29 protein-coding genes are annotated in these 25,745 nt (G+C 61.6%); 19 read left to right on the forward strand and 10 right to left on the reverse strand.

The window, feature by feature from the left end:
- The first annotated feature begins 158 nt into the window (after positions 1 to 158).
- Complete coding sequence (locus tag RGQ15_RS18685; RefSeq protein WP_311162280.1) at positions 159 to 752, forward strand: DUF433 domain-containing protein; 594 nt, start codon at positions 159 to 161, stop codon at positions 750 to 752.
- Between the two features lie 6 nt (positions 753 to 758).
- Positions 759 to 1,157 carry a DUF5615 family PIN-like protein gene (locus RGQ15_RS18690; protein WP_311162282.1) on the forward strand — a complete coding sequence of 133 codons (399 nt, stop codon included), beginning with the start codon at positions 759 to 761 and terminating at the stop codon, positions 1,155 to 1,157.
- Positions 1,158 to 1,289: 132 nt separating this feature from the next.
- Here RGQ15_RS18690 and RGQ15_RS18695 read toward each other — a convergent pair whose 3' ends face one another.
- The 3 genes from RGQ15_RS18695 to RGQ15_RS18705 all read right to left on the reverse strand — a co-directional run bounded on the left by RGQ15_RS18695 (position 1,290) and on the right by RGQ15_RS18705 (position 3,037).
- On the reverse strand, positions 1,290 to 1,928 hold the full coding sequence (locus tag RGQ15_RS18695; RefSeq protein WP_311162284.1) for a 3'-5' exonuclease: 639 nt from the start codon (positions 1,926 to 1,928) through the stop codon (positions 1,290 to 1,292).
- Entirely contained in the window at positions 1,834 to 2,211 is a 378-nt protein-coding gene (locus RGQ15_RS18700; protein ID WP_311162285.1) for a UvrD-helicase domain-containing protein, read from the reverse strand. Before RGQ15_RS18700 ends, RGQ15_RS18695 begins: the two co-directional genes overlap by 95 nt.
- A 388-nt stretch (positions 2,212 to 2,599) precedes the next feature.
- The gene (locus RGQ15_RS18705) at positions 2,600 to 3,037 is read right to left on the reverse strand and encodes an Rrf2 family transcriptional regulator (protein ID WP_311162286.1); all 438 of its coding nucleotides are present in this window, start codon (positions 3,035 to 3,037) and stop codon (positions 2,600 to 2,602) included.
- A gap of 159 nt (positions 3,038 to 3,196) precedes the next feature.
- On the opposite strand from RGQ15_RS18705, the gene RGQ15_RS18710 reads away from it, so the two are divergent.
- From RGQ15_RS18710 to RGQ15_RS18735, 6 genes are all read left to right on the forward strand, one after another.
- Entirely contained in the window at positions 3,197 to 4,093 is an 897-nt protein-coding gene (locus RGQ15_RS18710) for an NAD(P)/FAD-dependent oxidoreductase (protein WP_311162288.1), read from the forward strand.
- Between the two features lie 4 nt (positions 4,094 to 4,097).
- A complete protein-coding gene (locus tag RGQ15_RS18715; protein WP_311162290.1) occupies positions 4,098 to 4,745 on the forward strand; it encodes a class I SAM-dependent methyltransferase in 648 nt (215 codons plus the stop codon).
- Between the two features lie 539 nt (positions 4,746 to 5,284).
- Positions 5,285 to 5,734 (forward strand): DUF3768 domain-containing protein, encoded by a 450-nt coding sequence (locus tag RGQ15_RS18720; protein WP_311162291.1) that lies wholly within the window; start codon positions 5,285 to 5,287, stop codon positions 5,732 to 5,734.
- 257 nt (positions 5,735 to 5,991) lie between these two features.
- On the forward strand, positions 5,992 to 6,312 hold the full coding sequence (locus RGQ15_RS18725; RefSeq protein WP_311162292.1) for a ParB N-terminal domain-containing protein: 321 nt from the start codon (positions 5,992 to 5,994) through the stop codon (positions 6,310 to 6,312).
- A gap of 3 nt (positions 6,313 to 6,315) precedes the next feature.
- Positions 6,316 to 7,833 carry a ParB/RepB/Spo0J family partition protein gene (locus tag RGQ15_RS18730; RefSeq protein WP_311162293.1) on the forward strand — a complete coding sequence of 506 codons (1,518 nt, stop codon included), beginning with the start codon at positions 6,316 to 6,318 and terminating at the stop codon, positions 7,831 to 7,833.
- 250 nt (positions 7,834 to 8,083) lie between these two features.
- Positions 8,084 to 8,344 (forward strand): WGR domain-containing protein, encoded by a 261-nt coding sequence (locus tag RGQ15_RS18735; protein ID WP_311162294.1) that lies wholly within the window; start codon positions 8,084 to 8,086, stop codon positions 8,342 to 8,344.
- A gap of 89 nt (positions 8,345 to 8,433) precedes the next feature.
- Here the strand turns inward: RGQ15_RS18735 and RGQ15_RS18740 are convergent, their stop codons facing one another.
- Positions 8,434 to 8,682, reverse strand: coding sequence for a hypothetical protein (locus tag RGQ15_RS18740; protein ID WP_311162295.1), 249 nt, complete (start codon positions 8,680 to 8,682; stop codon positions 8,434 to 8,436).
- Between the two features lie 595 nt (positions 8,683 to 9,277).
- Here RGQ15_RS18740 and RGQ15_RS18745 point away from each other — a divergent pair.
- Positions 9,278 to 10,168 carry an ArdC family protein gene (locus tag RGQ15_RS18745; RefSeq protein WP_311162296.1) on the forward strand — a complete coding sequence of 297 codons (891 nt, stop codon included), beginning with the start codon at positions 9,278 to 9,280 and terminating at the stop codon, positions 10,166 to 10,168.
- Positions 10,169 to 10,301: 133 nt separating this feature from the next.
- Here RGQ15_RS18745 and RGQ15_RS18750 read toward each other — a convergent pair whose 3' ends face one another.
- Both RGQ15_RS18750 and RGQ15_RS18755 read right to left on the reverse strand, forming a co-directional pair.
- A complete protein-coding gene (locus RGQ15_RS18750) occupies positions 10,302 to 10,964 on the reverse strand; it encodes a hypothetical protein (protein WP_311162297.1) in 663 nt (220 codons plus the stop codon).
- On the reverse strand, positions 10,964 to 11,680 hold the full coding sequence (locus RGQ15_RS18755; protein ID WP_311162298.1) for a nucleotide-binding protein: 717 nt from the start codon (positions 11,678 to 11,680) through the stop codon (positions 10,964 to 10,966). The genes RGQ15_RS18750 and RGQ15_RS18755 overlap by 1 nt, the downstream gene beginning before the upstream one ends.
- Before the next feature lie 645 nt (positions 11,681 to 12,325).
- Between RGQ15_RS18755 and RGQ15_RS18760 the strand changes: the two genes are divergently transcribed.
- The 5 genes from RGQ15_RS18760 to RGQ15_RS18780 all read left to right on the forward strand — a co-directional run bounded on the left by RGQ15_RS18760 (position 12,326) and on the right by RGQ15_RS18780 (position 17,743).
- Entirely contained in the window at positions 12,326 to 12,880 is a 555-nt protein-coding gene (locus RGQ15_RS18760) for a ribbon-helix-helix protein, CopG family (RefSeq protein WP_311162299.1), read from the forward strand.
- Positions 12,873 to 14,702: a relaxase/mobilization nuclease domain-containing protein gene (locus RGQ15_RS18765; RefSeq protein WP_311162301.1), complete on the forward strand. Its 1,830-nt coding sequence runs from the start codon at positions 12,873 to 12,875 to the stop codon at positions 14,700 to 14,702. The genes RGQ15_RS18760 and RGQ15_RS18765 overlap by 8 nt, the downstream gene beginning before the upstream one ends.
- Positions 14,703 to 14,732: 30 nt before the next feature.
- Entirely contained in the window at positions 14,733 to 14,978 is a 246-nt protein-coding gene (locus RGQ15_RS18770) for a DUF6429 family protein (protein ID WP_311162302.1), read from the forward strand.
- A complete protein-coding gene (locus RGQ15_RS18775) occupies positions 14,975 to 15,970 on the forward strand; it encodes a tetratricopeptide repeat protein (RefSeq protein ID WP_311162303.1) in 996 nt (331 codons plus the stop codon). Before RGQ15_RS18770 ends, RGQ15_RS18775 begins: the two co-directional genes overlap by 4 nt.
- 522 nt (positions 15,971 to 16,492) lie before the next feature.
- Positions 16,493 to 17,743, forward strand: coding sequence for an IS256 family transposase (locus RGQ15_RS18780; protein ID WP_311162305.1), 1,251 nt, complete (start codon positions 16,493 to 16,495; stop codon positions 17,741 to 17,743).
- A gap of 686 nt (positions 17,744 to 18,429) precedes the next feature.
- Here RGQ15_RS18780 and RGQ15_RS18785 read toward each other — a convergent pair.
- Positions 18,430 to 18,558, reverse strand: a complete 129-nt coding sequence (locus RGQ15_RS18785) for a hypothetical protein (protein ID WP_281352155.1) — start codon at positions 18,556 to 18,558, stop codon at positions 18,430 to 18,432.
- Between the two features lie 424 nt (positions 18,559 to 18,982).
- Between RGQ15_RS18785 and RGQ15_RS18790 the strand changes: the two genes are divergently transcribed.
- Both RGQ15_RS18790 and RGQ15_RS18795 read left to right on the forward strand, forming a co-directional pair.
- Positions 18,983 to 19,144, forward strand: coding sequence for a hypothetical protein (locus RGQ15_RS18790; RefSeq protein ID WP_311162307.1), 162 nt, complete (start codon positions 18,983 to 18,985; stop codon positions 19,142 to 19,144).
- A gap of 475 nt (positions 19,145 to 19,619) precedes the next feature.
- A complete protein-coding gene (locus RGQ15_RS18795) occupies positions 19,620 to 20,213 on the forward strand; it encodes a hypothetical protein (RefSeq protein ID WP_311162308.1) in 594 nt (197 codons plus the stop codon).
- 185 nt (positions 20,214 to 20,398) lie between these two features.
- On the opposite strand, the gene RGQ15_RS18800 is transcribed toward RGQ15_RS18795, so the two are convergent.
- Entirely contained in the window at positions 20,399 to 20,863 is a 465-nt protein-coding gene (locus tag RGQ15_RS18800) for a hypothetical protein (RefSeq protein ID WP_311162309.1), read from the reverse strand.
- Between the two features lie 294 nt (positions 20,864 to 21,157).
- Between RGQ15_RS18800 and RGQ15_RS18805 the strand changes: the two genes are divergently transcribed.
- Together RGQ15_RS18805 and groL are read left to right on the forward strand one after the other, a co-directional pair.
- Positions 21,158 to 21,472, forward strand: a complete 315-nt coding sequence (locus tag RGQ15_RS18805; RefSeq protein ID WP_155097028.1) for a co-chaperone GroES — start codon at positions 21,158 to 21,160, stop codon at positions 21,470 to 21,472.
- Between the two features lie 44 nt (positions 21,473 to 21,516).
- The gene (groL, locus tag RGQ15_RS18810; protein WP_311162310.1) at positions 21,517 to 23,154 is read left to right on the forward strand and encodes a chaperonin GroEL; all 1,638 of its coding nucleotides are present in this window, start codon (positions 21,517 to 21,519) and stop codon (positions 23,152 to 23,154) included.
- A gap of 842 nt (positions 23,155 to 23,996) precedes the next feature.
- Here groL and RGQ15_RS18815 read toward each other — a convergent pair.
- Positions 23,997 to 24,203 carry a cold-shock protein gene (locus RGQ15_RS18815; protein WP_311162311.1) on the reverse strand — a complete coding sequence of 69 codons (207 nt, stop codon included), beginning with the start codon at positions 24,201 to 24,203 and terminating at the stop codon, positions 23,997 to 23,999.
- A 271-nt stretch (positions 24,204 to 24,474) separates the two neighbouring features.
- On the opposite strand from RGQ15_RS18815, the gene RGQ15_RS18820 reads away from it, so the two are divergent.
- Positions 24,475 to 24,906 carry an alkaline phosphatase family protein gene (locus RGQ15_RS18820; RefSeq protein ID WP_211596481.1) on the forward strand — a complete coding sequence of 144 codons (432 nt, stop codon included), beginning with the start codon at positions 24,475 to 24,477 and terminating at the stop codon, positions 24,904 to 24,906.
- A 44-nt stretch (positions 24,907 to 24,950) separates the two neighbouring features.
- On the opposite strand, the gene RGQ15_RS18825 is transcribed toward RGQ15_RS18820, so the two are convergent.
- Positions 24,951 to 25,697, reverse strand: coding sequence for a Crp/Fnr family transcriptional regulator (locus RGQ15_RS18825; protein WP_311162312.1), 747 nt, complete (start codon positions 25,695 to 25,697; stop codon positions 24,951 to 24,953).
- Positions 25,698 to 25,745 lie beyond the last annotated feature (48 nt).

Genomic DNA, 25,745 nt, shown 5'->3' on the forward strand with positions numbered 1-25,745 from the left:
GACAGTTCCTTATACAACGCTTCACGGCTCAAAGCCCGCATCGCGGGCGACCAGCGACATGCCCCGAGCCCGGACAATGGATACTGCGCTGACGTCGCTGTTCCTTGAAATCTCTAGCACGCCGCCATATATTTTCCCCATCTGGGAAAGGATTTGTCGTGAGCGCCGAGTTGACCATCAATGAAGTGGCCCACATCGCTGAGGTCCCGCCACGTAGTGTGGAGAAGGCGATTGAGACAGGCATCATGAAGCCGGTGAAGCGCCGTGCGATGTTCACGAACACGATGGCGCGATTTCTCAACGAAAATTCGGTTTGCTACTTCGCGGCAGTCGGGCACTCGACTTACCTTAAGGAACTACCTGTCAGCCGCAAAAAGATGCTGATGAAGGCAATCCAGGGGATGACAGGCCCAAGCCTCGTACCGCTTGATCTCGAGCCTGGGCTCTACCTCGATCTGCCATTGATCGCCGGTGCAAAACTTGAGGCCGCGCGTGCATATATGACCGACAAAAAGCGATACATCACCAGCGATCCTGAAATCTTTGGCGGGGTCCCGATCATCAAGGGCACCAGGATCCCTGTCTATGCGGTGCGCGACAGGCTGGCCGACGGCGATACGATTGACGATCTGTTGGAAGATTATCCGGATCTTGCCCGAAAGGCCTTCATCGCGGCCAACATCTATGCATTGACTCACCCGGAACGGGGACGTCCGGTGGCGGCGGGTCGCCCTTGGGAATCCGCAGCGTAACTTGGCATGAACCTGTTCTTTGACGAATGCGTTTCTGCGGGTGCGGCGGTGCATTTCCGCGACACGACGGACCATGCCGCTTGTCATACCCGCGACATCAATATGTCGGGTGCGCCTGACACGGAGGTGTTGGCCTATTGTATCGCGTTCGACCACATCTTGATCACGGTCAACGGCAAGGATTTTCGGAAGCTTTGCGCGACACCCGATCAGATGCATCCCGGGCTTATCATCGTTCCGTCCGTTTCCAAGGCGCGGCAGATCCTTTTGATCGAGGCCGCTCTCGCACTGATCAGCCAAGAGGCTCCGCCCGAAACACCTCAGGACTGGATGGTCAACCGCGTCGTCGAGGTGGATGCCCAAGGTGCGGTTACGCACGCGCAGTTGCCGAAGTTGGGGTCCTGAACACGCGTAACCGTGCTCGGGTTGGCCACATCGCGAGCATCAAGGTCGCTCGGTTTTGAGCGTAGTTGGAATGGTCCTGAACGGAGGCCGCAATCCCTCAGGAGGATGGCCGATCGCTGACGCCATCGGTCTTCACCCCCACATATCGCGCATGCTGGCGCGGATATCGACGCGGCCCGGGGCAGGGGCGGTGGCCTCGGTCGCGTGTGGCGGTGCCCACCGCGTGACGTCGAAATGCTCCAGCATGTCGCTGGTGATGAAGCGGGTGCGGGCGGCGAAGAGATGCCGGTCGCCGCGCTTGACCTGTTGCGTGACATAGAAGCGCAGGGGCATGCCGAGGGTCAGTTGGTCCTTGGCCCGGGTCATCGCGACGTAGAGCAAGCGCCGCTCCTCCTCGAGATCGGAGCTCTGGCCGGTCCCGAGATCCGAGGGGATGCAGCCATCGACCACGTTCAGCACGAAGACCGCCTTCCATTCCTGCCCTTTGGCGGAATGGATGGTCGACAGGATCAGGTAATCCTCGTCCTTCAGCGGCACGCCGGCCTCGGCGCTGGTCGCCTCGGGCGGGTCGAGCGTGACATCGGTCAGGAATTTCTCGCGGGTAGGGTAGGCCGAGGCGATCTGCTCGAGTTGCAGCAGATCGGCGCGGCGGAATTCGGCATCCTCATGGATGAGGTCAAGATGGGGTTCGTACCAGAGGCGGGCGCGACCCAAGGCCTCGGGCCAGCCGCCGAGTTGCAGCACGGCGACCAGTTCTTCCCAACCCGTCACCTTGGCGGGTGCCGGCCCAGGCCAGCGCCTCGGCGCCGTAGCCGGTGCCCATGACGCTTTCGGTGATCCGCGCCACCCGCCGCGTCAATTCCGAGGCCGCGCGCCGTGAGAAGGTCATCAGGAGGATGCGTCGTGGATCAGCGCCCTGTTTCAAAAGATGGGCGACGCGATGTGCGAGCGTATTGGTCTTGCCCGATCCCGCCCCGGCGATGATCAGCAGGGGATCCATACCATGCTCGACAGCCTGGCGCTGTGCCTCATTCAGGTTTTGCAGATAGCCCATGTCGCCCCTCGGTTCTTGCAGATGAATTAGCGCAATTGGAACGGAAAGGGAACGTTTTTGGCGGGTCGGGTCGCGCAGCCCGGCCCGAAGTAAACAGACGAGGGCAGGGCAGGGCAGGGGAGGCGGCCACCCTGCCTAGACGTCCTGATTCCGCCGCAGTGTCGAATGTCTTGCTAAAGTGACTCTCGCCGAGCGACTCAGCCTTAAAATCTTGGTCGCCCACCCATGCTCTGCCAAGCATTCCCGACCCAAATGCCAAGCAATTCTGACCCAAGTCACGCCGTCGCCCGACGAGCTTCTATTTTGGTGAGTGCGGTACTTGGCTGAGCCCTGCCCGAGCCGGTCGTTGCCGCTTAGGACCGTAACTCGGCTACGGCTGTCCTGCGCGCTATTTGTCCAAATGGATCGAAGCGGGAACCGGAGCGTTCGGGGCGATCTGATCCAAGGTTAGTGCGCTGAAGCGCTTCGCGAAGAGTGCCGTGGCCTCATCCATCGTTTCTGCCAGGACGGCGTTGACCTTGGTCTCGACGAGGCACTCCCCGTGTTCACTGCGACTGCCTATCGCAAACAGGTTCGGGCAACCCAATGCCTCGTAGACCGACATGAGCGTGATCCGCTCTAGCGGCTCTGCTAGCTGCCACCCCCCACCATGCCCTTTCTCCGACCGCACGATGCCAGCGTCGCGCAGACCCGCCATCGTACGCCGGAAGACGGCAGGATTAGTGCCCATGCTGCGCGCCAGCACCTCGGAGGTCAGCGGCGCATCCGCCTGAGCCATATGCAGCAAAACATGGAGCACGTCGGACAGACGAGTGTCTTTGTTCATCCTGGGACCTTTCCGCTTCTCTGCGCCGCGACCGCGATACCTGCCTATCTCGTACCTCCTATTGATACAAGACAGGACAAGGATTACGTACCTCCAAGTGATACAAGAATCGGGCACCACCGCTTGCGGTGTCTCCCGGTCGGATAGAAGGAAAATCAAGTGACCTATGATGCAATCATCGTTGGAGGCAGCTTTGCCGGTCTGTCTGCTGCGCTTTACCTCGTGCGCGCCCGTCGATCGGTCCTCGTCCTCGACACAGGAAAGCCGCGCAACCGTTTTGCGGCGGCCTCTCACGGTTTTTTCGCGCAGGACGGAAGCGACCCCCTGGTCATGCTCGAGACGATGCGCGAGCAGGTGAAGGCCTACCCGGGCGCATCCTTTATGGACGCGAAAGCCGTGGATGCCACGCGCACCGGCAACACCTTCCACGTCACTCTGGAGAACGGCGACGTAGTGTCCGGTACCAAGCTCCTGCTCGCCTATGGAATCACCGACATCTTGCCCGAACGTCCTGGCCTTCCCGAGCGGTGGGGTAAATCAGTCATCCACTGCCCCTATTGCCATGGCTATGAGTTCAGCGGTCAAAGGCTCGGGGTCCTCAATCTCTCCGAAGCCTCGATCCATCAAGCCAGCCTGATCGCCGAATGGGGGCCGACCACCTTCTTCCTCGACGGCGGCACCATTGACCCCGACGCCATGACCACCTTGCGAAAGCGTGGCGTCGGAATTGAACCGGGTACGGTAGCGGGTCTTGTCGGCGAAGGCGCCGGATTGACCGCCGTCAGCCTTGAGAATGCGCCCGAAAGGCCCATCGACGCGCTGTTCATTGCGCCTGCCAACCGCCCGAACAGTGACCTCGCCGAAAGGCTTGGGTGTGCCGTCGAGGCGGGGATGCTGGGGCCGATCATCACGGTAGATGATATGAAGACCACTACGGCGCCTGGGGTCCATGCAGCTGGGGACATCACGTGGTCCGGACACACGGTCACGTTCGCCTGCGCCGACGGGGTCATGGCCGCGCTCGCCATTCATCGGTCCCTGGCTTTTGGAGACTGACATCGTGACACATGAACACTCCCCCTTCACGAACGTGGCCACCGTCGCATCATATGCCGAGAATGCCCGGCGCAACGTACCGGGACTAAGTGACCTTCATCGCATGGTGACCTTGCTCCTTGCTGAACGAGCGCCAGAAGAGGCGCATATTCTGGTCGTGGGTGCTGGCGGAGGCATGGAAATTTCAGCCATGGCGGAAGCCCGGCCGATGTGGCGGTTCACCGGGGTCGATCCCTCAGTGGCGATGCTGCACCTGGCCAAGGAAGTGCTCAGGCCGTACTGTGATCGTGTCGATTTGATCGAAGGCACAGCTGAGGACCTGCCTTCGAGAACATTCGACGGTGCAACCTGCCTCCTGACTTTCCATCACCTCAACTGGCATGAACGTCTGCAGGCAAATTCGTCTCGCAGTCGGAAATGCCCTTTTCCGAGGTGGCGGACTGACACCCACTCCAACGCAGCCGCATCGCACCCCGCCAGCTGCGCCAATTGCTCGATCGCGACCTTCTCCCCGCGGAACAGGGGATCGATCGGAAAGGCAATGTCGCCACAGAATCGCTGCATGGAGCTTGCGCCGCCCCTCGCCGCGAGTCGGGACAGCAAAGACGATGCCGGCTCGAAAGCGGCATGCGGCACGGTCAGCGGCAACTGAGGAAAGGTATTTCCGGGGATGGCAGGGAGGCTCTTGGCCAAACGAGACTTCCGGGATCAGACAAAGGCAGGAATGTCCTGACCTTACGATCGCGAGCTCAACTGGGCAACGCCACTCCGCATTCTGGAAGTTCCGCCTGCGGGGTCAGGCATCTGACATGAAAGTCAGTTTTGCCTGACACCCCACACGCAGGTTTACGATCAGACACGCGGGGATTCGGACGAGCCGAACGCCCGCATTCCTGCTTGGGCCGCGCTGAAGCGCGTCCGTATTGGGAACCGCCGGTTCCCCCGCGCAAGTCCGGCGAACGGCGTCAGAGGCGGTGTCCCCAACCACGGTCTCGGCCAGAGGCCGAGCTGCGTGGCCGGGTGATACCCTTCCGCCTCTTCCTTGTCGCCGGGCTGGCGCGGGTCCCCCTCCAGCCCTCGCCGGGAGGCAGTCCGGCAAGAGAGGCGCCGCTTCGCGGACCTCACTTGCCAGACCGCCCCGATTGTTCGGCACCAGACTGGAACGGGGCCTCACCACGAAGGAGGCCAGATATGGCTCAGTACCAATGCAAAAGCTGCGGCGAGATCGAAGTCTCAAACCTCGCCGCTCCCGAGGCGTGTACCCAATGCGGGGAGCGCGGCGCGATCGATCTCGACGCTCAAACCGCAGAAATCGCCAAGGCCAATGACGCCTTTCGCGCCGCGATCCTTCAGGGCGGACATCCCGAGTTGCTCGGCCAGGTGGTTTGTACCCAAGGCGTCGCTGCCGAAGGCCTCGGCTTCGTGGCCCGCGCACAGATCGAAGTCGCGGGTTTTGCGAGCTTCACCGTGGAAAACGACCCTTACGGTGATCATTCCTTCGGTGCGCTGACCATCAACGGCAAGAAGCTCTGGTGGAAGATCGCTCTCTATGACGCCGATTACCGCTTCGGCGCCGCAGATCCCTTGGACATGGCCCAGACCCGCCGCGTCCTGACCCTGCTTTTCCCCAGCGAATACTGATCCCCGTCCCGGCCCTGCGCGGCAGGGCCGGGATCCCAAGGCGCAACCTGCGCCGGAAGGGAGGTGAGAGAAATCCACGATGAGATAATGCAGAGCCGCCGGATCGAGGCCTGGGCGCTTCTCAGGAAGGGCGATCCTTTTGGCATCGGCCGCCGCTTCCTGATCCAGCACGGGGCGATCTGAGCCCCCACGCCTCAGCCCAAGAGGGCTGGGGCAAGCCTAGCAGAATGTTTTCCAACATCACAAGGAATGTCCTGATGAATGAACAGAGCCGCATCACGCCTGACGCAACCCGCTTCCCGCTCTCGCAGCTGATCCTTTCCGCCATGAACCCGCGCCAGCATGTCGATGAGGCGGAGGTTGCGGAATTGGCGGAGAGCATCTGGACCGCTGGTCTGATCCAGAACCTTGCCGGCATCGAGACGGCAAGCGGTGAGATCGAGATCGTGGCAGGTGGTCGTCGTCTGCGGGCGCTGCAATTCCTCGCAGCCCGTCACGACGACCTTGCCCAAACCCGTCCCGAACTCGCCAACCCACCGGTGCGGATCGCGCCCGATATCCCCACCGCGCAGGCCTGAGCAGTGGCCGAAAACGCGGCGCGGCGCGATCTGCATCCGGCAGATGAGATCCGTGCCTATGGCAAGATGACGCAAAGCGGCGCGCCCGTTTCAACCATCGCCCGCGCCTTTGCCGTCAGCGAAAAACATGTCCAGCGCCGCCTTGCGCTGGCCGGGTTGCCGGACGCGGTGATTGCCGCTCTGGCCGCGAATGAAATCAGCCTCGGCATGGCGGCGGCCTTCACCATCAGCATGGACGCGGCGCGCAGCCTCGAGGTGCTGGAGCTCTGCAAGAGCCGGGATTGGTCCGAGCATCAGATCAGGAGGGCGCTCAAACCCGAGGCGGTGAAGTCGAGCGACCGTCGCGCCTGTTTTGTCGGGCTTGAGGCCTATCAAGCCGCCGGAGGCCGCGTCAGTCGTGATCTCTTCGCCGAGGATGTGCTGCTCGATGATCCGGACATCCTCGATACCGTCTCTACCGAGAAACTGGCCGCGCTTGCCGAGTCCTATCGGGACGAGGGCTGGAAATGGGTCGAAACCAGTTTGGAGAACTATATCGGCTACTACCAGATCGAGGAGGGGAAATTCGCGCGGCTCTACAAGCAGGAGGGCGCGCTTTCGGAAGACGAAGCCGCGCGCTTTGATGAACTCACCGCACTGGAGGAGGCCGAGGCGCTGGATGCCAAAGGCCGCGAGGAATTGGCCGCGCTGCAAGCCATCCTCGAGGGCAGGTACAGCGAGGCGCAGAAGGCGCATTCCGGCCTGATCCTCTATGTCGATCCGCGCGGCGCGGCGCTGATCTGTGCCGGGCTGGTGCGCAAGGAGGACAAAGCGGCAGCCATCGCCGCCGGGCTTTTGACCGCATCGCAGCACGAGCGCGAGGATGCGTCAAAATCGCCGATCTCGCAAAAGCTGCGCGAGGATCTCGACCGCGTCGCGCAAGGCGCAAGGCAACATGCCATTCTGCGCGATCCGGAGCTGCTCTTCGATCTTCTGGCCTTCCAACTGAGCCATGCGCTGCATTGGCAAAAGCCCTTTGGGATTTCTCTGGGCGAAGTGCCGAATTGGCCAACGACCGGGGCTGAGGGCTACGCGCTCGATCCGCGTCTCGCGGAACACCCTGCCCGCGACATGCAGGGCAAGGATCTCGCCAAGAGCTTCCGCGCCTTTCGCCAGAAGGGTAGCGAATATATCCGGGGCGAACTCACGCGCTTTCTCGCCGCGCAATATCAGGGAGGCGAGAAGAAGCTCACCGCGCTTGTCGAGAAGGAGGTCCAGCCCCGGACCCGCGAGATCTGGACCCCCAATGCCGCGAATTTCTTCTCGCGGGTCTCGGGTCCCTACCTTTCGCACATCTGGAGCGAATTGCTCGACCTTGCGGAAGATGCGCCGAGCGCCGTGGCTTTCGACCGGTTCAAAAAGGCCGAGAAGGCGGCGCAACTTGAAAGCCTCTTTTCCGACGCCGCCACGCGCGAGGCGCTTGGCGTCAGCAAGGAACAAGCCAGTCGCATCGCCAATTGGCTGCCCGAAGGCATGTCCTGACACGGAGGCGGGGCAGAGTGCCCCGCCATGTCTTTTCTGGCTCGGCGGCGCGTATGCGCTGCCTTGATCATGGGAACCGGTCATCGGCTTCGTGGTGAAGCGCGCCTTGGCCCCCGCATCTCGCGGGGCCTTTCTTTCCCGCGCGGCTAGCGCTTACCCCGCAGCTAGCAGGGCAGGGGGCCGGGATTTCAGGCCCTTGGCGATCGATCATTGGCTGCTATTCTCGCCTTCCTTGGAGGTCAGGGCACAGATGCGCGATCCCGAAGATCAGCTTGATGTCTTTCCGCGAGAAATGGTGCTGCGGCGGATCGATCCTGAACGCAATATGCGGCGCTTCTACCGCCTCTCGGTCGAGCCTGATCTCTTCGGTGGTGCCAGCCTGGTGCGGGAATGGGGTCGGCTGGGCAGGAAAGGCCGGCAAGTGAGCGAGCCCCATGTGGATGAAGGCCAGGCCATCAATGCGCTCATGCGACTTGTCGCTGCCAAACGCAGGCGCGGTTACCAGGCCTGATAACCGCGCTCCTATAACTCGGGCGCGGCCAGGACTCGGTGCCGTGCGACGCGGAAAGCTTTCGAAGCGTCCGACGAAACCGGGTTCACTCAGGCTTCGGCAGAGAGCGTCGCCAAGACTTCGGTGATCTGGGCCGGGTCATGCGGCAGGTCAATGCCGAGAAACTCGGCCGCAAGCTGGCGCAGCAGCACGATCTCGGTTGCCATCACTGCGGCCACCTTGCCCTGCAGATCGGCGAGATCGGGGGCATGCAGGGCGGCATCAAGTTCGCTCAGCGATGCCGCGGCACTGCTGATGGTCGTGAGGATTTCGGCGCGGGCCTCGCCGTCAAGTTGCATCGCGGGGGTTCCTTTCTCCTTGTTTGAGGCGGTGGGACTATTCTGATGAACGCCAGGATGCCACAGCCGGATCCGACGCTCGGCGGATTTCCGCCTTTCGCATGAATGGCATGGCGAGGGGGGCGCTGTTCAGCTCGCTTTGAGGACCCTCGGCCATGCAGAGGGGAGCACTGCGTAAAGGACAGGCGGGAAGGAAAAACGGAGGCCCGCACCCTGGGCGCGGTCCGCGATATGAAGCGGACGGCGTGGCGGATCGACCGGGCAGGGCCCGGCTCACCGCCCCACCGCGGTCCTTTCCGATCCTGATCTGTCCGCCTCGCATCCCCGGCGCGGTCGGATCAATGGGCAAGCGCCGCGCGGGGGGCGCGTCGTCGCGCGACCGGGCCGTGTCCTCGGCGCAAGCGCCTGCGGGCCGCACCACCCCGGTCCCGCGCCCCATGACCGCCCGCGCCGGGACCACGGGCCGGGCTTTGCCCTTCCCGCTCTGCCCTCCGGAAAACATCGGGGTTTTCCAGAGAACAGACGGAAAGGCTCCGCCCAGAGCGGACGAGGGGGCGAGAGGCCCAAACGCCGCGACAGCATTGGAGGGCCGAGAATGGCATTCGATCTTTATCAGCAGGTAACGGACAGCATCATTGCCAGCCTTGAGGCGGGCAGCCCGGCATGGCGCAAGCCCTGGACCGGCGAAGGCAGGGTGGCACAAATGCCCCTGCGCGCAAATGGCGAGGCCTATCGCGGCATCAATGTGCTGATGCTCTGGCTGGCGGCATCGGCGCAGGGTTATGGCAGCGCTTATTGGTTCACCTATAAGCAGGCCGAGGCCGCAGGAGGTCAGGTCCGCAAGGGCGAGAAAAGCGCCACCGTGGTCAAATATGGCACCCTTGCGCGGGAAGATGAGGAGAGCGGGGCGGAGAAGCGCGTCCCCTATTTGAAGAGCTATCGCGTCTTCAATGCCGATCAGATCGAGGGCTTGCCCGTGGAATTCCATGCCGCGGCCCCCGAACCTGTCCGCGATCTCGGCACAAAACCCGATCCGCGCCTTGAGGCTTTCTTCGCCGCGACCGGGGCCGAGATCCGTATCACCCCCGAGCCGCGGGCCTATTACGATCCGCAGGCGGATTACATCCATATGCCGCCGATCTCGAGCTTTCATGACGCGGCTGGATTCTATGGGACCCTTGCCCATGAAGCCTGCCACTGGTCTGGCCACGGCTCGCGCCTTGACCGGCTCACTCGTTTCGCCGCGCGCAAGGCCTATGCGTTCGAGGAGTTGATTGCCGAGATTGGCAATTGCATGCTCTGCGCCCAGCTTGGCCTGACGCCGGATTTTGGCCAATCGGCGGCCTATGTCGAAAGCTGGTTGCGCGCCCCGCAAGACGACAAGCGGATGATCTTCAAGGCCGCGACCGAGGCGCAGAAGGCGGCGGATTTCCTGCTGGCCTGCGCCGGAGAGGTGAAGTCGGTCGATCAAGGCGAGGCCGCCTAGCGGCCCGCGATCTTACCGCCAAGTTTCGGCCTGTCGCGTCCAGCGGCGGGCCCCGGCAGGGAAGCGGAAAATCCGGACGAGCCGGATTTGCGCCTGATATGCCCACGCCGGTCGCAAAACGCGCCGGTCGCGGTCAGTAGCCCGCGCGGGCGAGCCAGGTTTCGAGATGCGCGATCACCTTCCCCCGGACCCAGCGCGATAGCGCCGGGGTCAGCCCGGCCAGACCCTCGGGATCAATCTCCTGGCAGAGCCGGGCATGGGTGGCGCGGGAGAGGGTGATCGAGCTGTCGAAACGATGCGCCGATTGTTTGGCGCGCTCGGCAGGGATGTCGCGGTAGTCGATCCCGGCCTCGAGTGCCGCGACGAGCTCGGGGCGCAATTCGATCATGGCGCGGCGGAGCACGGTGCCGGTCGGGCAGCGCGCCTTCTCGGCCCATGCTGCCGCGCGGACGACCAAATCATCGGGCAGGCGATAGAGCACCCGGATCGTCACCATGTCCTCGCCCGAGGCCCGCAACCCGCGTTGCGTGGCAGGGGTGCTGCCAGTGCGCGGTACCGCAGCGCGCTTTCGCTTGGCTGATGCTGTGGCTGCTCCTTTCGGTTGCGGGTCATTGCTGGATCCACTTGGCGTCTCGGTCTCGGGCAATACGACTGTGTTTTCGGCTCGGCGTGTTGGCGGCAAAGGCTCTGCCAGTGGCGTGGGCGGCGAGTTCTCAGCTGCAGCTTCAAACTCCAGCCGCCGGCTAAAGCCGGGATCGGGTGCCGAGATCCGGCCCGGCAGCTTGAGCTTGGCCATTACGCCTCCTCCCGGATGGTGCGGTCGAGCTCCAAGAGGACCTCGTCCATTTCCTGCAGCGCCGTTCCGAGGTGGTTCGCGACGCCGGGATTCTTCGTCTTGCGGCGGATCTCGCCCAAGAGCCCCTGACCGTCGAGCCGGGTATACATCGCCCGGTTCATCACCACTTCGCCCAGAACCGGCATATTGCGGATCACCCTCTCATAGATCTCCTGCTCGGCTGCCGAGCGCGAGAGCGGTACGCGATTGAGCAGCACGCGGAAGGGCGGCAATTCGGCAGGATCCTCGACGCGGGATTTGAGCCGGACATACCAGAGCCCGGTCTCGAGGCTTTCCTCGTAATTATTCGCCGAGAGCATGCAGGGCGCGATCAGGAGATGCGAGATCAAAGCGAGATGATCCTGCGCCTCAGAGCCGCCACCAAAAGTGTCGACCAGGATCAGGTGCTCCTGGTCGGGCTGGGCAAAGATCGCGCTGATCTCCTCGATAACCATCGCCGCTGAGAGCGTCGGGATGACCCGGACCAGGTCATTCCAATGGTCCTGCGCCTTGGCGCGTTCCATCCATTTCCAGCTGCTGCGGCTCTCATCGGTGTCGAAGATCGTCACGCTCTCGCCGCGTTCGGCGGCAGCCGAGGCGAGCCCCATGATCAAGGTGGTCTTGCCGCAGCCGCCCTTGCGGTTCATCGCGGTCATGACACGAATGCCATTCTGCATCAGCTCTCCTCCGGTTCCGCCGTGCGCAATTCAACGCACCTCCCAAAAGGCAATACCCGCATAGCGCGATACGTAACACACGAAACACGACACGCGAAGCCATAAGCGGAAAGCGGCACATGCGATGCGGAACCCGTCTCGCAGCATGCGGGTCTTGCGCTTGGAGAACGCTCGTCTCCCCGCGCCAATTCAGCGGGTTTCGGCGCTGGCGAGCTCCTGCCGCGGCACGATGCGGCCGTGTCATGGGGTGCCGCCGCCGTCCCGGCCTCAGCTATCTGCACACTGCGCCGTCCAGATGCATGGCCAGTTTTAGGGCAAATCTTTCACCGCTTCGCGGTAACTTCGCCGTTTTGGGCGATGAAGCCGCGCCGCCGCTACACCACGCTCGCAGGTGCCAGGCAGTCCCACAACCCTGCCCGCAGGTCTTTGGGACTGCCTCACGGCAGCGGCTGCCCGAGGGGGCAGCCTCAGGGCGCGCCGCGCCCGAAACGGCCGGGCCTCCAGCCCGAAGCCTTGGGACGTGAAGCAAACGGACCCTTTGCGCCGCACCGATGGCCTCCCGGTCAGCGCGCCCTTCGCAAGCTCCGGTTGCGTTGACACAGGGAGTCGCATCTGGCAGCAAAGGGCTATGGCAGGAAATGCAGAATGTGTACAAAGCTCGCGCCCTGCCGGATCGGAGGAGCAGTGACGACAATCACGCAGGGCTCAGATCAAAGGCGAGGGGCGGCAGATGCTGCCGCCACTGGGATGGACGTTGCCAAGCTGAAGCGAGCCAAGACCCGGCGCATTCGGGAATCCGGGGCGACCACGACCTCGGGCAAGGCGGTGACGGTGCGGCTCTCGCCGGAAGAACTCGAGGCGCTTTCTCGGCTGCAGGCGCGCATGGGCGCGGGGTCGCGTTCGGATGCCTTGCGCTCGGTGCTGCGTGCCAGCGTCGGCATGCTGGAATTCCCGCCCGAGGAGGCCGCGAAGCTCGGCGAGATCAAAGCCGAGCTGCATAAGATCGGCGTCAATGTGAACCAGATCGCCTTGGCCGCCAATCGCGGGCGCGTCGATCTCGCCCGGGCCGAATGGCAGGTGCTGAACGAATTGCGCCTCACGCTGCCGAAGCTCCGGACCTGGCTCAATGCCGTGGTCGAGGAACAGCGCCGCCGTGGCGTGCGGCTCTTCCGCAGCTATTCGGAGCGTGCCGATGGCTAGGGCAACGGATCCTATCCTCGAGGAGTTGCGCCTACGCTATTTGCGCGGCGGCAGCACTTCCGCGCGGCAGCGCTTCACCACCCGGGCCAATAATCTCTGGCGTCTGGCTCAGGGCTCGAATGCCGCTGTGCTGAAGAAGATCCATAACGGCGGTACCCATAGCCGCAAGCAGCTCGGCAATCAGTTCGACTATCTCTTCTCCAAGGCGAGCGCGATCTTCGGCAATATGGTCGAGCATGACCCTGAGCGTCGCACCTTGAGCCGCGCGGAGCGCAAGACCATCGCCACGGATTGGGAAGATGCCTGGACGGGTGACCCGAAGAATGGTCATACCACGCATCTGCTTTTGTCCTTTCCGGCCGATGTCGCGCCCCATCGCGCATTGCAGGTCGCCGAGATCTGGGCCGCGGAAATGTTCCAAAGCGGCATGCATGTCGAGGATGAATGGGCCTATATCGCAGCTTTGCATAGCGATCGCAGCCATCCCCATGTCCATATTGTCCTCAACAATCGCGGGCTGGAAAACGATACCTGGTTCTACATGGCCAGGGGCCATGCCTTTGACGTGATCACGATGAAGGAGCGCATGGTCGAGATCGCCGCCGAACAGGGGCTTTTTCTCGACAGTGCCTCGCGCATCGAGCGCGGCAAGCTCACCTATGGTCCCTCGCGCGTCGAGCTCGAGCGCGCCTTGCGCGAAGGGCGCGAGGTTCGGGAAATGCCGCTGCACGGCGCAGCCGTGCGCGATGCCCTGGTGCAGATCCGCGAGAATGTCGCGACCTTGCAGCTCTTTGCCTCCATGGCGCGGCAGAGTCGCGAGGCGGAATTGGCCGTCAAGATCGAAGCGGTCGCGCAGATCCTTTCGCGCGGCGGAATCATTCAATCGACGGAGGACCTCATGCAGGCACAAGACGTTCAGAACCGTGGCGATCTCGGCCTCTATTACGATGCCTGGCTCGACCGGGTCGAAACCGGCATCCGGCAATTGCCGCAATCCGAGCAGGGCGAGACGCGGCGGGAATTCTATGCGGCGGCATCCGATGTCGCACGAGAATTGGGCGATGACCGCGGCGCTGCATTGATGCATCGCCCGGCGCGTGAGGCCCTGCATCGCAGCCAGATTGATGACCGCGCGATCACCCGCGATGGCACCACGCGCGAGATCGGCAATGACGGCATCGCCGAGATACGGGCGCAGATTTCCGATGCGGCGAAATCCGCCGGGCTTGATCCGGCCCAAATCCAGGACCGCATGGGCCAGGGCGCGGCCAATGCCTGGCAAGAGCGCGATTGGGTGCGGCGGGATATTCAGGCCGTGGCCGAAAGCCGGCATCTCGATCTCGCAAGCGAAAAGGACCAGGGGAAGGCGGCAGGCCTGGTCGAGAGTTTTTATGCCAAGGCGGCGGAACTCCTCGATCGCGCCCTTGAACCGCGCCGCGAGCATGACCGTATGTCACGCACGCTGCAGACCATGGCGCAGGCGCTGAAGCAGGACGGGCAGGTGGCCTTCCAGAGTGACGACCATGCCGGGCGCTTCGCCAAGGATCTGCGCCAGCGTTATGGCGAGGACCTGATGGCGCGGCTGGTCAAGGGCGACGATCGCGCCTTGGCGCTCGATATTCCGGACCCTGCGCAAAGGCGCGACATCGCGCGCGCCATCATCACGGCAGCCGAGCAGCATGAGAGCATGGGCATGAGCCTGAAGCAGGTTCAGGAGGCCAAGATGCGTTTGCAGGATCTGGGCGCGGATGAGAACCGGCGCGAGTCGGACCGCTCGCCATCGATCACCCGTGAGGATCGAGACCGCGACCGGGAACGCTAGGACCAAGGCAAAGGGGAGGAGGGCCGGGCAATGGAAATCGATGAGGACAAGATTGACGATTGCGCGCTGGCCTTGCTTTTCCTCACCCTGGATCGCGATCACCGGGCCTGGAAGGGCTTCGACTGGGCGGTACTGCAGCGTCTGCACGACAAGGGCTATATCGGCGATCCGGTCAATAAGGCAAAATCCGTTTGGCTGACCCAGGAAGGGGCCGCGCGATCCCGGGCGCTCTTGGAGGCCTATTTCTCAAAGCCAGCAGGCAAGGACAGTGCATGATTACTCTCAGGGTCTTTCCGGATGGGGCGGTGTTTGATCACGGCGGCGCCGAAGATCGCGGTGCGCCTGAACTGGACGCCTTGCTCGAGGAGCGGCGGCGGGGACGGATTGCGCCCGGCAAATACCTCTCCGCCTTGCGCGACTTGGTCGCGCGTGAGCCGGACTATATCGACGGCCACGCCCATCTCGGTGCGGCGCTGCAGGAGCAGGGCAAGACCAGACTCGCCTTGGGAGCTTGCCTTGCCGGGCTTGAGATCGGGCGCGCGGCCATTCCCATGGATTTCGAGGGGCCCATCACTTGGGGCATTCTTGAGAACCGGCCGTTTTTGCGCGCGGCGCAAGGTGCGGCAGTTTCAAGCTTTGCTTTGCGCCAGCATAGCGACGCCATTGGCCTGATCGAGGAAATGCAGCGCTGGAACCCGGATGATCATCAGGGCATGCGCTGGCTGCTCGGATCGAGCTATCTCCGCGCCGGCAGGATTGAAGATGCGGAGCTGGTGTTTCGAGAGAACTCGGAATACCCACCCTATCATTACGAGCTCGGCTTGCTCGAAATTGGCCGCAGCAATTACGTCGCGGCCGCGACCAGCCTGCGGCTCGGCTTTGCCGCCAATCCCTATATCGCGGAAATGCTTTGCGGCATGGCGGAGCCGCTGCCGCTCGGGATCTGGCATGCCAGCAATCTGGCCGAACCAGATACGGCACGGGACTATGTCCGTTTCGCGACCGATCTTTGGGAGAGGACACCGCCCGCGATTGCCTTCTTGCGCTGGCTGCACACGCATCCGAAAGTCATGGTCGAGCGGGCAGGGCTGCTCGCCCCGAGAGAAGCGTTGCTTTGGGAGGATGATCCAGAAAAGCGGCGCAAGCTGCTCGAGACAGAGGATGTCGCGCTCGTGGCGATAGACGACGCGCTGTCGCGCGAAATCATCGTCCGACGGGTTGGCATCCGTGGCGCTCCGCTCTGGCCCTGGGAAGCAGGGCGGTTATGAGATTGGCGTTTCTGTCTCGGATTTTTGCACGCGAGCGGCTCAAGCATCGACAAATTGCTAGTCGGCGCGCGTGCGCCTGACGGCCAGCAACCTGATCCGCGATCGACCTGTTGGGCGGTAAGCCGACCTTCGGCGGTGCGGCACAGCATCCGCAGTAATCTGAGATAGCAGCCATTCGTGCGCGTCGCAGCGAAACTTGGACCGTCACAGGCTCATCGGGCGGAAAGCTGACTTGCGGCAGCGCGGCACTGCATCCGCGGCAGTGTGAGATAGCAATCCTTCGTGCGCGTCGCAGCGAAAGTGGGACCGTCATGGGCCCATCGAGCGGTAAGCTGACCACTGCGGTGCGGCATGATCGTCAGGGCAGACCGCGGGAGCGGTCGTTCAGTCGGCGCGCAGCGGAAAACGTGGTCTCATGATCAAGGTGAGTAATGGGCGAAAGTTGGTGATGGTCTGAAGGGTGGCATATCAAGGCGGTGTTCAAGACGCCGTCAGTTCTCAGCAGAGAAAAGGATACGCCACATGTCATTGACTACCATCACGCAGCTGCCCGATCCATCCGGTTTCAGCGCCGACCCGTTCACCGACATCATCCGTGACGGCGCGCGCAAGCTGATCGAACAAGCGATCCACGCAGAATTGGCGGCGCTGATGGCCGCATTCTCTGAGGAAAAGCTCGAGAACGGCAGATCGCGGCTGGTGCGGCACGGTCACTTGCCGGAACGCGAGGTCATGACCGGGATCGGCCCAGTGCCCGTTAAGGTTCCTCGGGTGCGGGATCGCAAACCCGGTGAGGACAAGATCAGCTTCACGCCCAGCATCCTGCCGCGATACCTGCGCAAGGCGAAATCGGTCGAGGAATTGCTGCCTTGGCTTTACCTCAAGGGCGTCAGCACCGGCGATTTCAGCGAAGCGTTGGCGGCTCTTCTGGGCCCGAAGGCCGCGGGTCTTTCCGCCAAGACGATCACCCGGCTGAAGGCAGATTGGTGGAATGACTATGAGGCTTGGCAAAAACGCGACCTGGGCAACCGGCGCTTCCTCTACATCTGGGCCGACGGGGTCTATTTCAAACCTCGCATGGCCGAAGAAAAGCAATGCGTTCTGGTGATCGTCGGGGCCGATGAATATGGCCGCAAGGAACTTCTGGCGATGACCGACGGCTTCCGCGAGAGCGCCGAGAACTGGCGCGAGTTGCTGCTCGATCTCAAACGCCGAGGCCTGAAGCAAGACCCGAAACTGGCTATCGGAGACGGCGCTCTTGGCTTCTGGACCGCACTCCGCGAGGTCTTCGCCTCCACCCACGAGCAACGCTGCTGGGTGCATAAGACCATGAACGTTCTGAACGCGCTGCCCAAATCGCTGCAGGACAAGGCCAAGGCTCATCTGCAGGATATCTGGCAAGCCGAAACCAAGGCCGAGGCCAGCGCCGCCTTTGATTTCTTCGTCGAGACTTACGGGGTGAAATACGACAAGGCCGTTGCCAAGCTGGTCAAGGATCGCTCCGCGCTGCTCACCTTTTACGACTATCCGGCCGAACACTGGAAACACGTCCGGACGTCCAATCCAATTGAAAGCACCTTCGCTACCGTCCGGCATCGCACGCAGCGCACCAAGGGATGCCTTAGCCGCAAAACCGGGCTGGCCATGGCCTTCAAGCTGATGATGTCAGCGCAGCGCAAATGGCGCAAACTCGATGGCCAGAACCGCCTGCCGGAAATCATCCAAGGGGTTGAGTTCCGCGACGGCCTCCGCCAACTTCAAGCCGCCGCCTGATCAGGCGTCACCAACTTTCGCCCATATCTCTCAAGGTCGGGCGGTAAGCTGACCACTACGATGCGGCATGGCAGCCGCAGAAAGATTGCGAGAGCGGCCGTTCAGGCGTTGCGCAGCGGGAAACCGCGCCTCGAGAGCTAGATCGGGCGGTGAGCTGACCACTGCGGCGCGGCATTGCGAACGCAGCAAGCTGGCAATAACTGCCGTTCGTGCGCGTTGCCGAGAAATCTCGACCGTCACATGTCCTGCGGGCGGTTAGCTACCCACTGCGCTGTGGCACCACAGCCGCGGCATGATTGCGGGTTCAGTCGTTCAGGCGGTGCGCAGCGGGCCGCACCTGAGGCTGCCGTTGAGATAGTTCGGCAGGCGCTGCCCAAAGCGTGCGCCTACTGTGGCGGCCCGATGCGGATCATAGAGATATTCCTGCGCGGCGAAAGGCGGCAATGGCGCGAGGTTACGATACCGGCAGTGATTGGCCCCTCTCTCGGATTCTGCAACCTTTACAACCCAATCTCAGGCTTTTCCCTGCACTCGTCTCCGGTTCGCGATCGCGCGCGCTGCCAGATTTCTTGCTTCGCCTGGCGCGACACCCAAGGCAGAGCAATTCGTCAGGATTGCTCGAATGATCTGCAGTTCTGCTTCAGCGTGTGTCGCGGATTTCTCTGCCGGTTGCGCCTGCGCGCCAGTCATTTAGGCTTACCCGAGACGAATCCGGACACTTTGTCCTTGGTGCTCGGTGCAGCCGCGATGACCTTGGGTTTGACCGTCTTGGGCTTCTTTTCGTCACGTTTTCGCTTGTTCATGCCCTTGGCCATTGGCCTGCTCCTTCGGATTGCCATCGGGAATCGACGGATTTGAAAGCCTAGACCTTTCCTTGCGGATAGATACCCAGTTTCTTAGAATTCGACTTCATGGCCGCAGTCCGGGATCGAGGTGATTTTTCAGCGAGGGCCCTACGGCTGGTTGGTAGGCCGTGCATGTAAATGGCGGCAATGCGAGGAGGGGATTGGCTGTAACGCCTTGGTCCGTCCGATGGATAGTCAGGTCCGACATCCGACACCTTTGGCAGTGATAGGAAGGTCTTTCGCTGCTGTCGCGAATGACGGGATCTTACTTTCTTCCGGGCGTTAACTAGGGGCTACGCGATTTCGCCGCGACGCCCGATGTAATTTAATGCCGAAGGCCCCAGCTTATGTGTATCCCCCGGTATGTTCCGGCGGTGTCATGGAGGACCCGACAATGGGTGCCGACCAAGAACATAAGAAGCCAGTCCAACAGGAAAATCTCCCGCAGCAAACTCAAGAGGCGCCTGACATGCCTCAGCGCGGCGACGGAGAGAAAAGCAATCAAATCGAGCGGCCCGGCGAGCATGAAAAGCAGCAGCGCGACCAGCGCGGCTGACGGCGTCGAGCAAAGCCTGATCGCTCCCAGTTCCTGCGGGCGATCAGACACTACATTTCTAGAAAAGGCGCAGCGAGGTTCGGACTACCCGTCCGCACCGATGTGCTGAATGAATAACTCACAGGACAAGGCGGGGAGGTCGCGACCTCCCCGCCTTTTCAGCCTTTCACCCGAAGGAAACAAAATGAGGCAAGACATCGAACTCGTGAACTGTCTCAGTGGGATACGTGAAACCTATGCCTCACCACCATGGCGTCTGGAAGGCGTTACCGCACATGCGCGGGGAAGCCTTATTAGACTTGTGCATGTGAACGGCGAGCAGACTGCCATTCCGGTTCTTCTTAAAGCCGACCACGTTTTGCCAATGTTTGCGGTCTGGTCAACTGATTAGCGACGGGTTCCGCTCGATCTCGGGCCATCGCAAAGATACCAACTGTCTGCTCTGGAGCATCGCCCCAGGCATCTTACATCAGCAATGCCGGTTCGTGTCCTTTCGCCCGGCAACAGGGAGGTCCATTTAATGGATTCCGAAGATATCACCGACAGCGTCGAGAAACGCCCTCTCCTACAGGACAGGGCGCGAGTAGGCGAGCGACGAAAAACAGGCGGGGCCGAGTATGACATGCTGGTTCGCGCCACGAACGGTATGGATGATCCGGCCACCAACGAGGCATGGTCGACAAGCAAAGGGGGCCATGACGAGCAGCCGCTGCATGGGGACGGGCAGACGGATGGTATAGGTGCGCATCTTGAGAGTCAGTTCAACGACCGAATGGACGCCCTCGCACTGCGTGTGAGCGAACTGGAACTGCAGGCGCTGCAAGAGGCAGAAAGCTCCGACCCTGGCGGCAGCGAGCAGACATTGAAAGAGGCCCTTGCATGGCTCGAGCGCGTGACCCCGGTTGTTCGTCGGCTTTACTGGGCGGTCAAGGAAGCGGCTCCGCAATTTGAAGGGCCGGACAGAACGGCGCTCGATCAGGCTGTGGGCGCGCTTGATGCATGGCAATCCGCCCATTCCCGGCTGCACGAGACGATTGCCGAAACAAAGGCGCGGGAGTTGGACCCGTGAGCATCTTTAGAGGCGTGAGACAGGTGGGAGAGGATCTGAATTAATCCGCTCTCGTGCTGGCGGGAAAAATTGGGTCACCTAGACAGGCGATCTTGAGGCAACCTGCAACGCGATGAACTTTGACCTTGCCCCGTGTCCCAGACTCTGACGAGACCGGGCCGAGCATCCTCGGATTTCGCATAGCGTCAGTACCTGAGCCCCCGCCCCAGGATTAGGACAGCACGTTCCTCCTGTGGCTCGTCCTCATCTCTCAGCGGCTGTTCGCTGATGACCGGACTGCTGGCCTGCAGCACATCCAGCATGTCGGGAAAGCCATGTGCCACATCCGGCATCCCCGCAATCTCATAGGCATTCTGTCCCAGTCCGGCATAATGGACGATCGTGCCGCCATGGCGCGTCAGCCTTGAGGCAAAGAAGGCGCAGGAAATCAGGCATTCGTCGCCAAGCTCACGCGTTTCATTCTGTCTCGCACGCCTTTGGACCATCTCCAGCAAACGGAGCGTCAGGCGGTCCGGCATGATGGGGTGATCGATGTAGTGTGCGAGCGTCGAAGCCAGATGAAATTCCAGCTCCGCGGACAGAACGACCTGGCTTTCGCACATTCCCTTGATCACCAGATCACGGGCAGCGGCGAGATATGTGTTCGTCATGCACCCCTCGGCATCAGTCTGAACGAACTCTTCCCATAGGAAAAGTTTGGCCTGACCTCCGGAGAGGTCAAGCCTGTCCTTCCTTTGAGGGCACTGGAATCACAGGCTATTGCTCAGAGTCCTCAAGCTGTTGGCAGTCTGTGTGTCTGAGTGACAAAAATCTTTCCCGGCCCTCTTGAAACCGTCTGGAGGCGTAGTAGGTCTTCTGTCACGTGATGCCGCTAGGGTCACGCGCGGCCCTTCCTCTGAGGCGAGGGGCCTTACAAACTGTTTGTCCAATTGAGGAGAACAAACATGGCGTTCAAACCACTCCACGACCGGGTTCTGGTCCGTCGCGTCCAATCGGACGATAAAACCAAGGGCGGCCTGATCATCCCCGATAGCGCGAAAGAAAAACCCGCCGAAGGCGAAGTCGTCTCGGTCGGCGAAGGTGCGCGCAAGGATTCGGGCGAGCTGATCGCACCGGCAGTTTCCGCCGGTGACCGCGTCCTGTTCGGCAAATGGTCGGGCACCGAAGTGACGGTCGACGGCGAAGAGCTGCTGATCATGAAAGAAAGCGACATTCTGGGCGTCATCGAGAGCCCTGTCGCAGCAGAAAAGGCCGCCTGAAGGCCATTTCCCCCGATCAAGTAGAAGACCAAGGAGTAATTCGAATGGCTGCTAAAGACGTCAAGTTCAGCACCGACGCCCGCGACCGCATGCTCAAAGGCGTGAACATCCTCGCGGATGCCGTCAAAGTCACCCTCGGCCCCAAAGGCCGCAACGTCGTGATCGACAAGTCCTTCGGCGCTCCGCGCATCACGAAAGACGGCGTCTCGGTCGCCAAAGAGATCGAACTGGCTGACAAGTTCGAGAACATGGGCGCCCAGATGGTCCGGGAAGTCGCTTCGCGCACCAATGACGAAGCCGGCGACGGCACCACCACCGCCACCGTTCTGGCCCAGGCGATCATCCGCGAAGGCATGAAGTCGGTTGCGGCCGGCCTGAACCCGATGGACCTGAAGCGCGGCATCGACCTCGCGACCGCCAAAGTCGTCGAAGCGATCAAAGCGGCTTCGCGTCCGGTCAACGACTCGGCTGAAGTCGCCCAAGTCGGCACCATCTCGGCCAACGGCGAAGCCTTCATCGGCCAGCAAATCGCCGAAGCCATGCAAAAAGTTGGCAACGAGGGTGTGATCACCGTCGAAGAAAACAAAGGCATGGAGACCGAAGTCGAAGTCGTCGAAGGGATGCAGTTCGACCGCGGCTACCTGTCGCCCTACTTCGTCACCAACGCCGACAAGATGATTGCCGACCTGGAAGACGCCTACATCCTGCTGCACGAGAAAAAACTCTCGTCGCTGCAGCCGATGGTCCCGCTGCTGGAAGCAGTGATCCAGTCGCAAAAGCCGCTGATCATCGTCGCTGAAGACGTCGAAGGCGAGGCTCTGGCCACGCTGGTCGTCAACAAGCTGCGTGGCGGCCTGAAAATCGCTGCCGTCAAGGCTCCGGGCTTCGGCGATCGCCGCAAGGCCATGCTGCAGGACATCGCGATCCTGACCGGCGGTCAGGTCATCTCGGAAGACCTGGGCATGAAACTGGAAAACGTCACCGTCGACATGCTCGGCCGTGCGAAGAAAGTTTCGATCAGCAAAGACAACACCACCATCGTTGACGGTGCTGGCGAGAAAGCTGAAATCGAAGCCCGCGTTGCCCAGATCCGTCAGCAGATCGAGGAAACCACCTCGGACTACGACCGTGAGAAGCTGCAAGAGCGCGTTGCCAAACTGGCCGGTGGCGTTGCCGTCATCCGCGTCGGCGGCATGACCGAAATCGAAGTCAAAGAGCGCAAAGACCGCGTTGATGACGCCCTGAACGCGACCCGCGCTGCGGTTCAAGAAGGTGTTGTCGTCGGTGGTGGCGTTGCTCTGGTTCAAGGCGGCAAGGTCCTCGAAGGCCTGACCGGTGCGAACTCGGATCAAGACGCTGGTATCGCCATCGTCCGCCGCGCTCTGGAAGCTCCGATGCGTCAGATCGCTGAAAACGCTGGCGTCGACGGCGCTGTCGTTGCTGGCAAAGTCCGCGAGTCGACCGACAAGTCGTTCGGCTTCAACGCCCAGACCGAAGAATATGGCGACATGTTCAAGTTCGGCGTCATCGACCCGGCCAAAGTCGTGCGCACCGCGCTGGAAGACGCGGCGTCGGTTGCTGGTCTGCTGATCACCACCGAAGCCATGATCGCCGAGAAGCCCGAGCCCAAAGCTGCGGCCGGCGGCATGCCCGACATGGGCGGCATGGGCGGCATGATGTAATCATCCCCCTGCCCCTCAAGGCAGAGAAGGCCGCCCTTAGGGGCGGCCTTTTTGCTAATGGCGAAGCCATAACCTGACGCATGCGACATGGATGCTTCGTGACGAATCTCCCGTTGAGGTGCTATGCTCGGCCGCTGCGCTAACTGCTTGCAAGGTCTCTGAGCGACCGCCTCGACGAATGCTGTCCTGCGGCACGAGCAGGGTTGGACAGGCGCAGTTGGCCGACCTTTCTTGCTTCGGTAAGCGTTACTGCACCACGCCCCGGGGCACGATCAAACCGGAGTTCAAAGCTCGCGATGCGCTCTAGAGTCTAGTTTCTGGCCAACCGGCAATGGGGACCTAGCAGATTCTTCCCGCTTGTTAGTATACATGACGGCTAAGCGGCGCTTGTCCTGCTGCTTTTGATTGGCCTTTCGTCGGATGGATCTTCTGTTGGGCATTCTAGCTTTCTGAATTCGATAACTTGGGAAGTTGTTTCGCACCGGACAAAATCCCGCGCCTTCCATACCCGAAATCGGACACGGATTGCGCGGGTTCTGGCTATACAGGCCCGTTTAATTCTTTTTGGCAGGTCTGCTTCTTTGCGGCTTTGACGCGTTTGGGACCGCGTTGTCAGCTTCCTTGGCAAGACGTTGGGCCCGTAGACTGGCCGTCAATTCGGCCCGCCTCGTGTTCTGCTCGTCGACGATGAGCCGGGCCTGAGAAGTGGTTCGCTCCATCGCAGTCATGGGTGTTGTTGCGAGGAACAGACTCTGCGATTTGTCCTTGGGTGGCATTCAAAGCCTCCACAGGTTTGGCCCGGCCATGAGCGGCCGAACCGAAGCGCCTTGGGGGCGAGCCACTTAGGAGAGGGCGAGGTCGCGCGCGGATTCGCGGCCATCACGCGAAGTCTCGACCTCGAACGTCACGGCCTGACCGTCATTGAGACGGCCAATTCCGGCGCGCTCAAGCGCCGATATGTGAACGAAGATGTCCTTGCCGCCGCTTTCCGGGGCAATGAAGCCGAACCCTTTTTCGGCGTTGAACCATTTCACGGTGCCTTTGGCCATCGTGAGATCTCCTGTCTGGTGTGTCACCCGCAACATGCGGCGACCGGGCACAGTCAGATCAAAACGCAGACTGAAGCCGAGGGGGAGACAGGATGCACAGGGAAATAACGTTGCACTTTTGCATTTGGGAATGACCCGGTAGAAAATCAATACCAGAGCAGCGTTCTAATAATGAGCAGCTCCTTGGATTGCCTATCTCCCCCCCGCCGCGACCTATGCCTCGCATCAGGCCCCGAAGGAGCTGATCGACAAGTTCTAGGGCGTGTTCGACATGGGCTGGAATGTCTATCGCGAAGAGACCTTCGAGCGCCCGAAGGAACGCGGGATCATCCTCGAGAATGCTGAGCTGACGCCCTGCCCTGCCAGCCTGTCTGCCTGGGACAGCCTGACCGACGGCGAGAAGCGGCTTTCCGCGCGCATGATGGAGGTCTTCGCGGCCTATGGCGAGCAGGTCGATTACGAGGTGGGGCCCGTGCTCGACTACGTCAAGATGCTGCCGGGCGCCGACAACGCGATGATCATCTATATCGTCGGCGACAACGGCGCCTCGGCCGAAGGCGGCTTCGGGCCTGGCCGTGTCCGGCGAATGTCGCAGGAAGGCTGCGAAAGCCTTGATAGCCCGAATATGAGACTGCGGCTCCTCGCCCATGCCGAGAATACTATGCCCTGTCACGCGCCCGACAACGGACCGCCGACTGGCTAATTCGAGCCCTTACCGGACGGTCGGTCCGAAGACACTTTCCTAAGCTATCCACCTAGTTCAGATTCGAAGGGATGGAGCACTGAGTTATCGCCGCACAAGGCGAGCAGTTGTGCTCGGTTGGTAACCCGTATCTTTCCATAGCCGAGTTCAACACAGGCGAGATCTCGCATTCTCCTCAAGACCCTCTGCAATGTCGGTTGTGACAACGCAACGAGTTCCCCCAGCTTCGCTTGGGATATTTCGACCCAACCGTCCGGATCCGGCGCATGTTCCAAGTGCATGAGTAGCCGCAGTGCTACGCGGGATTCCGATGAGGCGATGGAAATATTGGCCAGGAGGAAAAAAGTGGTCGCGAAGTTTTCGTAGGTGAGCGCATAGAAATCGTGGAGAAGCGCTGGATGGGATTTCACCAGTGCAAGGATCTCGTCCACGTCCAGATGAACAACCGTGGCGTCAGACGCTGCATGGACGGAAACAAGGCGTCTAGCCGATGACATCAATGCGAGATCACCTACCCAGAAGCCCGGATCGGCCTTGTGAAACGTAAAGTCGTTTCCGTCGGCACGCGGCACTGAAATATCAAGTGCTCCGTCGACCAGGCCAAAGATACCATTCGGCTCATCACCCACAGCGTAGAGCGTTGCCCCGGTCTCGAATACTTTGAGCCGAGCGATACTCGCGATCAAAGCGCGGCATTCTGTCGAACGCTGCCCGAACCAACCGGAGCGTGACAGCAGGTCGATGGCGCGATCCAGTCGGATCGCATTGCCGGGTGTGTCGCGCCGTCGCATCCAATCCCCTCAGATGAATTTTTTGCTTTCTTCATGGCAAGCTATGCT

This window comes from Paracoccus sp. MBLB3053 (assembly GCF_031822435.1).
Lineage (GTDB): Bacteria > Pseudomonadota > Alphaproteobacteria > Rhodobacterales > Rhodobacteraceae > Paracoccus > Paracoccus aurantius.

Coding starts and splice junctions, on each gene's coding strand:
- RGQ15_RS18690 (WP_311162282.1), top strand. CDS start 759: ATGAACCTGTTCTTTGACGAATGCGTTTCTGCGGGTGCGGCGGTGCAT.
- RGQ15_RS18700 (WP_311162285.1), bottom strand. CDS start 2,211: ATGGGCTATCTGCAAAACCTGAATGAGGCACAGCGCCAGGCTGTCGAG.
- RGQ15_RS18705 (WP_311162286.1), bottom strand. CDS start 3,037: ATGAACAAAGACACTCGTCTGTCCGACGTGCTCCATGTTTTGCTGCAT.
- RGQ15_RS18720 (WP_311162291.1), top strand. CDS start 5,285: ATGGCTCAGTACCAATGCAAAAGCTGCGGCGAGATCGAAGTCTCAAAC.
- RGQ15_RS18725 (WP_311162292.1), top strand. CDS start 5,992: ATGAATGAACAGAGCCGCATCACGCCTGACGCAACCCGCTTCCCGCTC.
- RGQ15_RS18735 (WP_311162294.1), top strand. CDS start 8,084: ATGCGCGATCCCGAAGATCAGCTTGATGTCTTTCCGCGAGAAATGGTG.
- RGQ15_RS18740 (WP_311162295.1), bottom strand. CDS start 8,682: ATGCAACTTGACGGCGAGGCCCGCGCCGAAATCCTCACGACCATCAGC.
- RGQ15_RS18745 (WP_311162296.1), top strand. CDS start 9,278: ATGGCATTCGATCTTTATCAGCAGGTAACGGACAGCATCATTGCCAGC.
- RGQ15_RS18750 (WP_311162297.1), bottom strand. CDS start 10,964: ATGGCCAAGCTCAAGCTGCCGGGCCGGATCTCGGCACCCGATCCCGGC.
- RGQ15_RS18755 (WP_311162298.1), bottom strand. CDS start 11,680: ATGCAGAATGGCATTCGTGTCATGACCGCGATGAACCGCAAGGGCGGC.
- RGQ15_RS18760 (WP_311162299.1), top strand. CDS start 12,326: ATGTGTACAAAGCTCGCGCCCTGCCGGATCGGAGGAGCAGTGACGACA.
- RGQ15_RS18765 (WP_311162301.1), top strand. CDS start 12,873: ATGGCTAGGGCAACGGATCCTATCCTCGAGGAGTTGCGCCTACGCTAT.
- RGQ15_RS18770 (WP_311162302.1), top strand. CDS start 14,733: ATGGAAATCGATGAGGACAAGATTGACGATTGCGCGCTGGCCTTGCTT.
- RGQ15_RS18775 (WP_311162303.1), top strand. CDS start 14,975: ATGATTACTCTCAGGGTCTTTCCGGATGGGGCGGTGTTTGATCACGGC.
- RGQ15_RS18780 (WP_311162305.1), top strand. CDS start 16,493: ATGTCATTGACTACCATCACGCAGCTGCCCGATCCATCCGGTTTCAGC.
- RGQ15_RS18785 (WP_281352155.1), bottom strand. CDS start 18,558: ATGGCCAAGGGCATGAACAAGCGAAAACGTGACGAAAAGAAGCCCAAG.
- RGQ15_RS18790 (WP_311162307.1), top strand. CDS start 18,983: ATGGGTGCCGACCAAGAACATAAGAAGCCAGTCCAACAGGAAAATCTC.
- RGQ15_RS18795 (WP_311162308.1), top strand. CDS start 19,620: ATGCCGGTTCGTGTCCTTTCGCCCGGCAACAGGGAGGTCCATTTAATG.
- RGQ15_RS18800 (WP_311162309.1), bottom strand. CDS start 20,863: ATGACGAACACATATCTCGCCGCTGCCCGTGATCTGGTGATCAAGGGA.
- RGQ15_RS18805 (WP_155097028.1), top strand. CDS start 21,158: ATGGCGTTCAAACCACTCCACGACCGGGTTCTGGTCCGTCGCGTCCAA.
- groL (WP_311162310.1), top strand. CDS start 21,517: ATGGCTGCTAAAGACGTCAAGTTCAGCACCGACGCCCGCGACCGCATG.
- RGQ15_RS18815 (WP_311162311.1), bottom strand. CDS start 24,203: ATGGCCAAAGGCACCGTGAAATGGTTCAACGCCGAAAAAGGGTTCGGC.
- RGQ15_RS18820 (WP_211596481.1), top strand. CDS start 24,475: ATGGGCTGGAATGTCTATCGCGAAGAGACCTTCGAGCGCCCGAAGGAA.
- RGQ15_RS18825 (WP_311162312.1), bottom strand. CDS start 25,697: ATGCGACGGCGCGACACACCCGGCAATGCGATCCGACTGGATCGCGCC.